Source organism: Sunxiuqinia elliptica (assembly GCF_900113005.1).
Classification (GTDB): domain Bacteria; phylum Bacteroidota; class Bacteroidia; order Bacteroidales; family Prolixibacteraceae; genus Sunxiuqinia; species Sunxiuqinia elliptica.
Genome location: NZ_FONW01000005.1, coordinates 263,747 through 276,001, shown reverse-complemented (window position 1 = coordinate 276,001; position 12,255 = coordinate 263,747). Strand labels below are relative to the sequence as shown.

General features: G+C 40.8%; 9 protein-coding genes. 5 read left to right on the top strand and 4 right to left on the bottom strand.

Features of this window, described 5'->3' with window-relative positions:
- Positions 1-442 precede the first annotated feature (442 nt).
- From BM156_RS12050 to BM156_RS12030, 3 genes are all read right to left on the bottom strand, one after another.
- Entirely contained in the window at positions 443-1,543 is a 1,101-nt protein-coding gene (locus BM156_RS12050) for a DUF4369 domain-containing protein (RefSeq protein ID WP_093920120.1), read from the bottom strand.
- 121 nt (positions 1,544-1,664) lie between these two features.
- On the bottom strand, positions 1,665-1,994 hold the full coding sequence (locus BM156_RS12045; protein ID WP_244525741.1) for a tyrosine-type recombinase/integrase: 330 nt from the start codon (positions 1,992-1,994) through the stop codon (positions 1,665-1,667).
- 1,992 nt (positions 1,995-3,986) lie between these two features.
- Positions 3,987-4,442 (bottom strand): GNAT family N-acetyltransferase, encoded by a 456-nt coding sequence (locus tag BM156_RS12030; RefSeq protein WP_093920116.1) that lies wholly within the window; start codon positions 4,440-4,442, stop codon positions 3,987-3,989.
- Between the two features lie 92 nt (positions 4,443-4,534).
- On the opposite strand from BM156_RS12030, the gene BM156_RS12025 reads away from it, so the two are divergent.
- The 4 genes from BM156_RS12025 to BM156_RS12010 all read left to right on the top strand — a co-directional run bounded on the left by BM156_RS12025 (position 4,535) and on the right by BM156_RS12010 (position 10,460).
- Positions 4,535-5,125: a c-type heme family protein gene (locus tag BM156_RS12025; protein ID WP_170846949.1), complete on the top strand. Its 591-nt coding sequence runs from the start codon at positions 4,535-4,537 to the stop codon at positions 5,123-5,125.
- 380 nt (positions 5,126-5,505) lie between these two features.
- The gene (locus BM156_RS12020; protein ID WP_093920114.1) at positions 5,506-7,113 is read left to right on the top strand and encodes an ATP-binding protein; all 1,608 of its coding nucleotides are present in this window, start codon (positions 5,506-5,508) and stop codon (positions 7,111-7,113) included.
- Between the two features lie 202 nt (positions 7,114-7,315).
- Complete coding sequence (locus tag BM156_RS12015; RefSeq protein ID WP_093920113.1) at positions 7,316-8,956, top strand: SulP family inorganic anion transporter; 1,641 nt, start codon at positions 7,316-7,318, stop codon at positions 8,954-8,956.
- A gap of 211 nt (positions 8,957-9,167) precedes the next feature.
- Positions 9,168-10,460 (top strand): NAD(P)/FAD-dependent oxidoreductase, encoded by a 1,293-nt coding sequence (locus tag BM156_RS12010; protein ID WP_093920139.1) that lies wholly within the window; start codon positions 9,168-9,170, stop codon positions 10,458-10,460.
- Here BM156_RS12010 and BM156_RS12005 read toward each other — a convergent pair.
- Positions 10,457-11,590 carry a sensor histidine kinase gene (locus BM156_RS12005; RefSeq protein ID WP_093920112.1) on the bottom strand — a complete coding sequence of 378 codons (1,134 nt, stop codon included), beginning with the start codon at positions 11,588-11,590 and terminating at the stop codon, positions 10,457-10,459. The two genes, BM156_RS12010 and BM156_RS12005, sit on opposite strands and share 4 nt — an antisense overlap.
- Positions 11,591-11,798: 208 nt before the next feature.
- On the opposite strand from BM156_RS12005, the gene BM156_RS12000 reads away from it, so the two are divergent.
- Complete coding sequence (locus BM156_RS12000) at positions 11,799-12,233, top strand: arsenate reductase/protein-tyrosine-phosphatase family protein (protein ID WP_139218273.1); 435 nt, start codon at positions 11,799-11,801, stop codon at positions 12,231-12,233.
- Positions 12,234-12,255: the final 22 nt, after the last annotated feature.

Genomic DNA, 12,255 nt, shown 5'->3' with positions numbered 1-12,255 from the left:
AGCCAGTAAACAGGTCCCCGCTGTACTTATCGTTGCATAACATACGCTACAACTTTTGACAGAATGTGGCCACTTCCCGACTCCTCATCAGCGGTTCACTTTCGTTTAGCTCTTATACCCATACCTGAGCCTGCTCTCAGCGGACCCGTTTCCCAAACGCTCAGTACCAAGGCTCTTAACCAAAGCACCTTTGGGTGGTTTGATGCCCCCTCCTGTAAGACGACACCGGAGGTTCATCCCGATACTGCCGGATTCCTCCATCTTATTTACAGCATGCAGAACGATAATTAGGCCGATGTTCTGCTTCTCGGCACACTAAGTTTAGTAGCGGATTTACGTGCGGTTATCCGTCCGATAGGAAAGGATAATTGGGCGTGAATCCAACGTTGGAACACCCACCGAACCCGCTATTAAATTTACACATTGTTACCAATAGTTTTTTCTATTTCAAAAGTTCATCCAATGTTTCTTTTACCTGAGATGAATTCAATTTTCTAGCGATAATTTTTCCATTCTGGTCAATTAAGGCATCTCCATTTATAGCTGAATGATAGAATTCGTCAATTGCATTTTTACTATCAACATCGAGTAGGTTTGTCCAGTTTGTCTCGTTTCTTTTTATAGCATTTTTCCATCTATTGATATCGAAATCATCAGAGATTCCAATAATTTCATAACCTTCATCTTTATATTCTGAGTAGATAGGATTAAATGCTTTTAGTTTTCCATCTGTACTTCCACATTTTGAACTCCAAAAAAGGAGCTGGGTTACTTTATTCTTTTTTACTATATCAGAAAGTTTAATACTTTCTGATTCGGTATTCAATAATTCAAAATCAGTGAACTGTTGTCCCTTTTTATTTTTCTCAAATCCATCAATAAAAGCTCTTGTTTCAAAAACATACCTAGAAGTAGGGAAAATAGGCTCATGCTTATTTAATAATTTAATGATTGAGTCCTTCTCGATTACTTTCCTTGCAGACCACATATAAAAGGCGGATAAAATATCATTGTTACTATTCATGTAATCTTCACCACTTTGTAAATAAATCGCAGTTATGCTATCTATTTTTGTTCTGATATTATTTTTTATATCAGAGTCTGTAGTTTGTAAATATTTATTGTATAGAGAATAGCTTTCTATTTGTATAGCCATATGTTCCTTAAAAAAGTCTAGGTATATAGGATTTAAATTCCCTCCTGATATTTCATATTTTAATGGATTATCCATTGACAATTTCAATTGGATTTCCGTATTTTCAAGAAAGATATTTATTAATACTGGATTTCCATCGTCATTTTCATCTTCCTCAAACCAAAGAATGTATAGTTCTGGTGATTTTATAGGCAGAGAGAACTCAAACTTCCCATCTTTGAACGGGATTGTATCTTTGTCAAATTGTGAACTTTCTGGTTGATACAAAAATAGGTTGCCATTTTTCCTATCTAGTATTTCTCCAGAAAGTTTACAAATATTTTCTTTCTTTTGTGTACAACTAAACATGATGTTTAGTACAGTAATAATCAATAGTAAATGTTTCATTTTTCTTTTCTTTAAAATTATTGCTAACGTATCTGGAATAACACATTTATGCACTTTATTTTTTATATATGTGTGACAAAATGTGTCATTTCCAATAAAATAGTATTGTAAATGCAACAATTCATGTTTTACTTATAATTTCATCTATCGGGTTAATAGCTTTTTGAATCTCTAAATTCGAAACAGGAGTATAAATCTCTGTTGTTTGAATATTTTCATGCCCTAGTAAATGCTGAATTACTCTTATGTTGGTCCCTTGTTCGGGCAATTGAGTCGCGAACGAATGCCTCGCTATGTGTGGTGTAATTCTTTTTATGCTTGTGCTCCAACAGGCAGGTATTTCTAGCTTTAGTTTGGCCAGCAAATCACGCTCATCCGAAAATTCAATTTTGATTACTTCTTGTTGCCGATGTATTGTAGGCTTTAGCATTATTTGCGGGCGCTTATTCAAGGGGTTCGGTTTTTATTTATCTAAAAATAGGAAACATTTATTAGATAACAAATGCTTTATTAAGTTGCTTTTACTCCCTGCTGCCGGTCTGTATTGGTAGCATATTCCTGGTTGAACCCCAGAATTAGCCAAGGGGACGCTTACTCCGACCAATTGAAGGCAAACTATAGCCTGTTGGACTGGTGATTTCCCCGATTGAAGCCGAAAAATGGCCAATGGAAGCAAATCTTTTGCCAATGGAATTAAAAAAATGGCCGATGGACCGCTCCTTAAGGGCAATTGCGTCAGAAAATTGACCTAGGGGAAAGGAAATATTGCCAATGGAATCGAAAAATTGTGCCAATGGGAGGGGCAATTGAGCTTGTGGAGGGTCCAATCTGGCTAGGGGACAGTAAAATCAAGGGTTTTAAGATTTCCATTGTTTCCCGCTGGCTCAAATTTGTAATTTGTGCCTTGTCCATCAGGTCAAATAACTTCTTGATCAGCGAGGCACCGTTTGCAAAACCGCGCCAACAAGTGGCTGACAAATTCAGGAAGACAACGGTGATCGGGTGAAGTCATTTTAACCTTAATATCCTCAAGGCATTGCCTCAAGTTAATGCTTTGGCCCCGTTGGGGCGTTGATTGGGCTGGAAAAGAGCAGAGAGGAATCGGAGACCGGAAGACGAAAACAGGATGGGCAGTTTTTCAAATAGAAGTGTAGCAAGGAGGAGGTAGATCCTGAAACAAGTTCAGGAAGACGCAAAACCCGATGAAGTCACGAATTCAACGACTAATGATCACAGAAAGGATTGGCCTACGAGGGTTTTGAACCAGAAAACAAGGGAAGGAATTTGCCTAGGCACTCGCTAAGAAAACCCTGTTTGACGACCAGCGGGAGGAGTTGGTTTTCGGGGAGTGACTGATCCGTAGTTTTCCTTCAAAAGCATCGTCAGCCTTGATTCTTTTGGTTCCTTTTCTCATCCAAGGAGAAAAGGAATGGTCTTAAAAAAACGTTTATTTATTTGGCGCATACTTGCTTAAGCTCAATTCAAAGACTTCGCAATTACGCCAATAATCATTTTTACCTTAATATCCTCAAGGCATTGCCTCGAGCTAATGCTTTAGCCCCGTTGGGGCGTTGATTGGGCTGACAAAGAGCAGAGAGGAATCGGAGACCGGAAGACGAAAACAGGATGGGCAGTTTTTCAAATAGAAGTGTAGCAAGGAGGAGGTAGATCCTGAAACAAGTTCAGGAAGACGCAAAACCCGATGAAGTCACGAATTCAACGACTAATGATCACAGAAAGGATTGGCCTACGAGGGTTTTGAACCAGAAAACAAGGGAAGGAATTTGCGTAGGTACTCGCTAAGAAAACCCTGTTTGACGACCAGCGGGAGGAGTTGGGTTTCGGGGAGTGACTGATCCGTCGTTTTCCTTCAAAAGCATCGTCAGCCTTGATTCTTTTCGTTCTTTTGGATTAAGCCAAAAGGACAAGTTCGTTTAATGTGATCGGAAGAGTTAGGAAGGAATGGAACCTCAAACTGATAAAGAGAAGAGAACCACCTCGACATCAGTAAACTGATGCCACTCCTCCTTGCCAAAAAGGAGGAGAAACGGCAGGCTGTTTGTGATCAAACTTTAGAAAAGGAGAAGTTCTTTTGGAGGAATGAGTGAGAAGGGAATTCGATAATCAATTGGGAAACCTATTCGGCGCATGCTTGCCATTGAGCTCAACGATACTTGGCAGTTGCGCCGATTATTGGTTGTGCATTACTACACCCACAGGGCGTTGCCTCGAGTTAATGCTTTGGCCCCGTTGGGGCAAAGAAAAGAGCAGAGAGCAGAGCGCAAAGAGGAAAACGGAGACAGGAGAACGGAGGATGGAAACCGGATGGACCGTGTATCAAATAGAAGTGTAGCAAGGTGGAGGTAGCTCCTGAAGGAAGTTCAGGAAGACGCGCCCTCAACAACTCAAACTCACTTGCGTACTAACTCCGGCATCCATTTCTTTAGCTCAAGCGCTTTTTCATGACCTGCATATCCTTTAACTGAATACCATCCTCAATAATCGGTTCCGGGTAATTGTCAAGGAAAAAGTTCTTGCGAATGTGATCATTCTTAAACCCCAATTTTCGGTAAAAAGTGAGCTGTTTAATTGCGACATCCGGAGTTCCAACAAGCATCTCCTCATAACCCGCAAGCTTCATTTCTTCCTGAACATGCTCCAATAGCAAGCTTCCAATTCCTTTGCCTTGAAAAGCCGGAACAACAGCAATATTTTTTAGTTCAACAACACGCGCATCGATCGGAAACAAAGCACTCACAGCGATCAGTTCACCAGCTTCTTCGCAAACAAATAAGGTCGATTTGGCGATGTAGCGGTTGATAGCTTCAACCGTTTCATCGCCAAGCAATAATAAATTATAAGGGATCTCCTCCCCCCTTGTTAATTTTCGAACCTTCATGTCGAACAGCTTGTTTGTATAACTGACCTAAACATAAACAAATATTAAAAGAATAACGTATGCCTTACCAACAATTAAAACCAAAAACGCTCATGAAAATAATGCATGTCTCGCTATTTTTAGTCCTGCTCGGTATATTCTCCTGTACTTCGACCAAGCAACATCAGCCCATTGCGAAAAAAACCTACCATAAACTAATTGCCAAGGGAGCAGCTATCTCCAATCAAACACAAGCTGTTTTGCTCAACCATGTTGGTCAAGCCATGCAGCAAGGAGGAAGCCAGTATGCCGTATCCTTCTGTAATCTAAAGGCTTTTTCGCTGACAGACAGCCTAAGCCAAATCAACAATTGTACCATCGAACGAATTACAGATCGCCCAAGAAACGCAGCAAACAGCTTAAAGAACCAAACCGATAGTTTGATTTGGCAGTGGACGGCTGAAAATCATAAAGTAGGACAGCAGAAAGATACCCTTGTTTACTTGGCAAATCAACTTCTGTATTACAAACCAATAAAAATCGGCATACCAACCTGCTTACAATGCCACGGAAGTGTGAATGAAATTGCCCCACAAACGGCCCAAAAGCTACAAACACTTTACCCCAATGATCAAGCGACCAACTACCAATTAAATGAACTGAGAGGTTTATGGAAAATCCAATTCAACATTCAGAAAGATTAATCCAAATCCTAAAAATCATATTAATTTTTTTTATCATACATCATTTCTGTCAGTAGCTAGCAGGTGATCGGTTGTTATCAAAAGATTAAAGCACGAGACAGAGGCCGTTCTAAAAAAACTAAGATAACATAAGGAATAAAACCAGCTGTACCACAAGGCATACAAGGACTAGTATTCAATGTTTTATAAACTATTTTTATTTCGATTTTAGAACAAAAATGTTCTGATTTTTCCTTAATTTGTGAGCGCTTTCGAGTAAAGGCCTTCCTTTAGATTAACGAGTTCAATCAAGTATTGCGAAAGTAAAAAACTTGTAAAGTTGAAACGAAGCAAGTCATCTGACATCTAAGGCAAATGATGCATTTTTAGCAAAAGGGCGCATGGAAATTTGGAAAAGGATTTTGTTAGGTTTTATCACTGTCGTTGCAATAATGGCTCTGATTGATTACTATGCCCTTCACCACAATAAAAAAATCATTCGGAAGATTGATGCCTTGGAACATTCCAAAAGGCAGGAGCTATCAGAGTCAAGCAAAATAGAACTTAGTTTGCAACTAATAACGCATTCCCTGTTGCGTTTATTTCAAGAACAAGCAGGCAGCTTACCAACCAGCGATCAAGCATTATATCGAACAAGAATCAGAGAAAATACCGTTGCTCTTCAAAATTCATTAAAGCAACTAAAAGAGGCAACAACAAACGATTTGGAGCGTTCTGAAAAGCCAGAACAAAAACAGATGGAACAAGAAGAACTGCTCTTAATCGACTCGCTAAACACCATTATCAACCAGTTCTCTTTATCGGCTAATCAAAGCATGCGTTTGTACGAACTCCATCGATACAACCAAGCGCGACACCTTTTTCGTTCGCAAACTGAGCCTACTTTGCTTATCGCCCAACAGCTAATCCAGCACCTCAAAGAAGATGCGCAACACGAAGTTCAAACAGTCATCAAAGAACTGGATCAAAATGTAGAAAGAGCTGTAAAGGCCGGCATCACGCTTACCGTGCTTAGCATCCTGCTATCACTTGCCATTGGGCTGTACATTGCTCGTTCCATTTCGGGACCGCTAAAAAAGCTCATCCAAGGAACTGAAGCAATCCGGCAAGGCGACTTAGACACAGAAGTATCGCTCGATGCCAAAGGAGAACTTCTTGTGCTTGCAGAATCATTTAACAGCATGGCACAAGAGCTGAGAACAAAAATTGCAGCCATCAATTCGTTAAACGAAGAACTGGCCGAGTCGAATAAAACCAAAGACACCTTCATGTCGATTATTAGTCATGATCTTAAAAATCCGTTCAACTCCATTTTAGGATTTATGAATCTTCTAAAGGTTCGGTATGATTCCTACACCGATGCAGATCGCAAACGAATGATTGAGTCTGTGAATACCTCGGCAACAGGATTTTATGAAATGCTGGAAAACCTATTAACCTGGTCACGCTCGCAAAGTGGGAAGATCTTTCTTCGGAAAGAGCCGATCCAGCTAAACTCCACTGTTGCAACAAGTATCGAATCTTTTTCATCGAATGCCCATCAAAAAGAAATCGTGTTACTGAATAAAGTTGCCAATGAACACTTCGTATTAGCCGACAAACATACCTTGACCATCATTATCAATAACCTACTCAACAATGCCATCAAGTTCACTCCTCCTGAAGGTAATATCACCTTATCTGCAAAAAAAGAAGACGATTCCATTGTTTTGTGTGTCAAAGACTCTGGAATTGGAATGGAGCAAAAGCAAATTGATCAACTGCTTCAATCCAATGAACTGCGATCTACGCCAGGGACAAACAACGAAAAAGGCACCGGACTGGGCTTACTGATTGTTAAAGATTTTATAAAAAAGAATGGCGGCGAACTAAAAATTCAAAGTACTCCCCAAATTGGAAGTTCCTTTATGGTGATACTTCCGGCACATTCCCAAGAGAATAAAAAGACGGAACAAAAATCATTATTCACAGCTGAAAAAGGCATTTAGATGAAATATTGTTCATTTTTATCGCTCAAAATCTCCATCCCCCTTGTCATTTACGCCACCCACAAACCAACCTAAACAACTACAATACATCGAATTAAACACCCCACAAATTCTCTTAAGGAAAATTTAACCTTGGTTTTCAGAACAATGACAGCAAATTGTCCATACATTTGCAGCTCCAATTTCAAAATTCGACAATTTTATGGGACATCTGTTCAATCCCAAGCTTGTGAGTGTTCTCAAGCAGGGGTATAGCAAGCACCAGTTTTCAAAAGATGTGTTTGCTGGAATCATTGTTGGTATTGTTGCGCTACCACTGGCAATTGCTTTTGCCGTAGCTTCAGGTGTATCGCCTGAAAAAGGGTTAGTTACAGCGATTATTGCTGGATTAATTATTTCTGTATTGGGAGGAAGCCGCGTACAAATAGGCGGCCCAACCGGAGCGTTTATCGTTATTGTTTTTGGGATTGTTCAAACCTATGGGCTCGATGGCCTGATGATTTCAACAATGCTTGCAGGAGTTTTTCTCATTGCTTTCGGCCTACTCCGACTTGGTTCGCTGTTGAAATTTATCCCTCACCCACTCGTTGTTGGCTTTACCAGTGGTATTGCCTTGGTTATTTTCACAACGCAAATCAAAGATGCTCTTGGACTCGAAATTGCCAATCTTCCAGCTGATTTTATCCCCAAATGGGGCAGTTATTTCTCTGAAATAAACTCAATCAATCCGTATGCTGTTGGCATTTCGCTAGCAACAATTCTCATTACCATATTCTCGGGAAAAGTCACGAAGAAAATTCCAGGGTCATTCATCGCCATCATCGTTATTACCGCCTTGGTGCAACTATTAAAACTTCCCGTGACCACTATTGAAACCGTTTTTGGTGAAATTCCTAAAACCATTCAGGTTGACTTCCCGGGCATTGAATGGAGCAACTTGGCAAACTATATTGCGCCTGCACTAACAATCGCCCTGCTTGGAGGTATTGAGTCGCTCCTTTCGGCTGTCGTTTCCGATGGGATGATTGGTGGCAACCATCGCTCCAATACCGAATTGATTGCCCAGGGTGTTGCCAACGTGGTTACTCCCATCTTTGGAGGAATTCCTGCCACCGGAGCAATAGCGCGTACAGCAACCAACGTAAAAAACGGCGGTCGCACGCCAGTGGCTGGTGTCATCCACGCAATCACCCTGCTGCTGATTATGCTTTTCTTTGGGCAATGGGCCAAACTCATTCCCATGTCCTGTCTGGCTGGTATTCTGATTGTGGTGGCCTATAATATGAGCGAATGGCGTTCCTTTGTATCCATTTTGAAAGGATCCGGGTTCGACATTCTCATTTTACTGGTAACGTTCTTCCTAACAGTTTTGGTTGATTTAACTTACGCCATTCAAATTGGCATTGCGCTATCTGCATTGCTCTTTATGAAACGAATGGCTGATGTAAGCCACCAAACAGAGTTGGAGGTAGACAGTGATGTTCTTGAAAACTACAACGACCTGCCTGAAGGTGTCGGAATCTACGAAATCAGTGGTCCTTTTTTCTTTGCTTCGGCTAAGCAGTATTGCTCAACCCTAAAAAGCATTGGGCAAAAATCCAAGGTGCTGATTATTCGTATGCGCCATGTGCCATTTATCGATTCAACCGGCCTGCATAACCTGGAAGCTGTCATCGAAGATTTACACCATTCGAAAACAACCGTCATTCTTTCCGGTGTGCGCCCCGAGGTATTAAAAGAACTGGAGAAAAATAAACTGGTTGATTTACTTGACCCGAATATGATCCTTCCAAGCTTCGACTTAGCTGTTCAGAAAGCGAAAGAACGACTCTCAAAAATATAAATAAACACAGCCAACCATTCTGCCTATTGGCTGCCTGGCATTGGGACCCCGACCTCTTTTCTATAAATTGATTGCTCAAACGATCCCTGGGTTCGGGGCCCCATGCCTTTTTATAAAAAAAGGCTTTCTTTGTTTTCCATTCATTTTGTACTTTCGTCGGAAAACGCGGGAACAATCTATCATGCGGTTTGTTTCTGAAAAAAAAATTGTCATGCCAGTTAATATTCCAGAAACAGATCAGAAACGGGTAGTTATTGTGGGGGCAGGCTTTGCTGGACTCAAATTGGCCCGAAAACTTTATAAAAAGAACTACCAAATTGTCTTGGTAGATCGTAATAATTACCACCAGTTTCAACCACTTTTTTACCAGGTTGCGACCTCTGGATTGGAGCCCAGTTCCATCTCATTCCCGCTGCGAAAAGCGTTTCAGAAAATCAAAAATGTTTACGTTCGTATTACCAATGTTGAACGTATTGTACCTGAGAAAAAGGTAATTGAAACATCACTTGGACACATGTGGTACGATTACCTTGTGCTTGCCACAGGGGCTACAACAAATTTCTTTGGGAACAAGAGCTTTGAAACTTATGGAGTCCCGATGAAATCCGTCTCCGAAGCTCTTTACCTGCGGAACCGGATTTTGCTGAACTTTGAAAAAGCAGTAACCGTGCGCGATCCGAAAGAACTCCGCCAGTTACTTAGTGTGTTGGTTGTCGGTGGCGGTCCAACCGGGGTTGAAGTTTGTGGAGCTTTAGCTGAAATGAAGAAGTTCATTCTGCCCAAAGATTATCCCGACCTTGATTTTAGCTCGATGGAAATCACCTTGGTTGAGGCCAGCCCGCAACTGCTGGGAGGAATGAGCAAAAGATCGGGTGAAAAAGCAAAAAAATACCTGAATGATTTAGGGATTAAAGTTCTGCTATCGCATAAAGTGGTTAACTACGATGGTAAAACAGTAAAATTGGAAGACCACGAAAGCTTTCAAACAGAGACCCTCATCTGGGCAGCAGGGATTCAAGGTCAATCGCCGGAAGGAATCCAGGCTGATCAAATCGCTCGTGGGAACCGCATCATAGTAGATCGCTATAACCAAGTTAATGGGTTAAAAGATGTATTTGCATTGGGCGATATTGCCTATATGGAAACGCCCAACTACCCCACCGGACATCCACAAGTTGCACAGGTGGCCTTACAACAAGCGTCAACCTTAGCTGGCAATCTAACAAACGAGCAGGAAGGCAAAGCCTGGGTGCAATTTGAATACCACGATAAAGGCTCAATGGCTACTGTCGGACGAAATCGGGCAGTCGTCGACCTTCCCTTCTTACGATTTAGCGGCTCCTTTGCCTGGCTAACCTGGATGTTTGTTCACCTAATGTCGATTGTTGGTGTAAAAAACCGCTTACTGATTTTTATAAACTGGTTGTGGAAATACTTCACCTTTGATCAATCCTTACGACTGATTATTAAAGCGTCGTCACGAAAAACAGAACAAACGCCTTAATCCAAAGTAATCTTAGGAAGATCAATAAAGAAGGTTGTTCCGGCCTCTTCGGTACTCGTAAAGTCGACACAACCTTTTAAATAACTCTCACCGAGAAGTTTCATGCTGTAGGTGCCAACTCCACGATTGTTCCCCTTGGTTGAGTAGGAACGTTGAAATATCTGCAGCTGAATTTCTCGCGGAATGTAGGTATTATTGTGCACACTAAAACGCACTCTATCTGCTAAATCAGTTGCTTCCAAGACAATTTCTTCACCCTGCCGAACTGCTTCCATCGCATTTTTAACCATATTCAGCAGCACTCGTGTCAATAGCGTTTCGTCACTACAAATAACCTTCGATTCTGTATGGTTGAGAATTTTGATTTCCTTTTCATGAGAGACATTATGGAAGCGGATATGATCTCCCAACTTTTTAAGCACCTTATCAATATTGAGGATTCTTAAATGCACCTGAAGTTCTCCACTTTCAGCTTTGATCATTTGTTGTTGCGCCTTAATCTCATCAATAATTTGTTCGGTCAAAGATCCGGCAACTTCAAGATAAGTCTCTTGCTCCTCTTCGCATAAATTTGGAACTAAATCAATCACTCCTTGAAGACTACCTGCAATATTCAAGATATCGTGAAAGAAAATCCGCTCCAACAAAATCTTTCTATTTTGCTCAGTAATATCATTGATCGCAACAATCAAGTACTCACTTTCAAAAGTTACTGGTGTCGCTGAAACTTCTAAATCTAATTGATAGATTTCGTCACCTTTCCGAGAAGTGATTTTGCATTCATGAATCACTTTTTCCATTTTAGACCAAGCTTCTTCAAAAGCTGTTCGGGCTCCACAATACTCACAACGCTCAGATGTTCCACATCCTCCAGTTTCGTTGTTCGCATTTACACATTTGAACACTTCACCGGGTCTAACGCCAAGAATATTTTTCTCTAAATCGAAATTGTATTTTTGTAGAAGGACATCATTTGAGAAGACAATCTGGTTCTGTTTATTCAAGATACAAACGATTGAAGACATCGACGCTAAAATATCTTTGATGTACTCAATTCCAGAAATCTCCGCTCTACTTTTCAGGATTTCTTCTAATGGTTCTCTGGATGCTAACCGATTTACACTACTCATTACCTACTTATAAATCTCTCGATGGGGCAAGATAAGAATTCTTTCTGAACAAATTAAACCCATCAACCCTGTTTAACCAAATTTTAGACGTGGTACACTTAAACGTGGATGGATCTAAATCTCAGGAGTTAAGATATATCATAATCAGCTATTTCACAATCAATTAAAAACCTGTAAATTAGATCAAAAAACAAAAACCAGTAGGCTTATGACTATTTTATTTATTTGCCGAGGTGGACGATCATGCAAAAGCATTATGGCCAAGGAAATTCTCCTGGCCATGGACCAGCAACTGGCAATAACGGCTACAGGACTGGAACCATTAATCGAAGTGCCCCCTATAGCGAAACAGGCCATGGCGGAGCTAAAGTTAAATCTCCATCAAGATAATTTCACTCGTCTTGACCAAGCTTCTCAAAAATCGTACACCTACCTCATTACCCTTTCAGAAAATACGCGGGAAGCTTATCGCCAACTTTCCTTGCACTACGACCACAAACTGCACTTGAATTTCTCCAATCCCGAACAGCCCAAACATCCTTTCGCTTCTCCAATTGAGGCCTACCGACATTTAAGAGACGATATTCAGTCTGAACTTTTCTATTTCTACCATCATGTACTCACAAAAAAAGCTGCACAATAGCAGCTCTCTTTGTTTTATATCG

Excerpts from the sequence above, each read along its gene's own strand:
- BM156_RS12030 (WP_093920116.1), bottom strand. The coding sequence starts at position 4,442 with ATGAAGGTTCGAAAATTAACAAGGGGGGAGGAGATCCCTTATAATTTA.
- BM156_RS12025 (WP_170846949.1), top strand. The coding sequence starts at position 4,535 with ATGAAAATAATGCATGTCTCGCTATTTTTAGTCCTGCTCGGTATATTC.
- BM156_RS12005 (WP_093920112.1), bottom strand. The coding sequence starts at position 11,590 with ATGAGTAGTGTAAATCGGTTAGCATCCAGAGAACCATTAGAAGAAATC.
- BM156_RS12015 (WP_093920113.1), top strand. The coding sequence starts at position 7,316 with ATGGGACATCTGTTCAATCCCAAGCTTGTGAGTGTTCTCAAGCAGGGG.
- BM156_RS12050 (WP_093920120.1), bottom strand. The coding sequence starts at position 1,543 with ATGAAACATTTACTATTGATTATTACTGTACTAAACATCATGTTTAGT.
- BM156_RS12010 (WP_093920139.1), top strand. The coding sequence starts at position 9,168 with ATGCCAGTTAATATTCCAGAAACAGATCAGAAACGGGTAGTTATTGTG.
- BM156_RS12020 (WP_093920114.1), top strand. The coding sequence starts at position 5,506 with ATGGAAATTTGGAAAAGGATTTTGTTAGGTTTTATCACTGTCGTTGCA.
- BM156_RS12000 (WP_139218273.1), top strand. The coding sequence starts at position 11,799 with ATGACTATTTTATTTATTTGCCGAGGTGGACGATCATGCAAAAGCATT.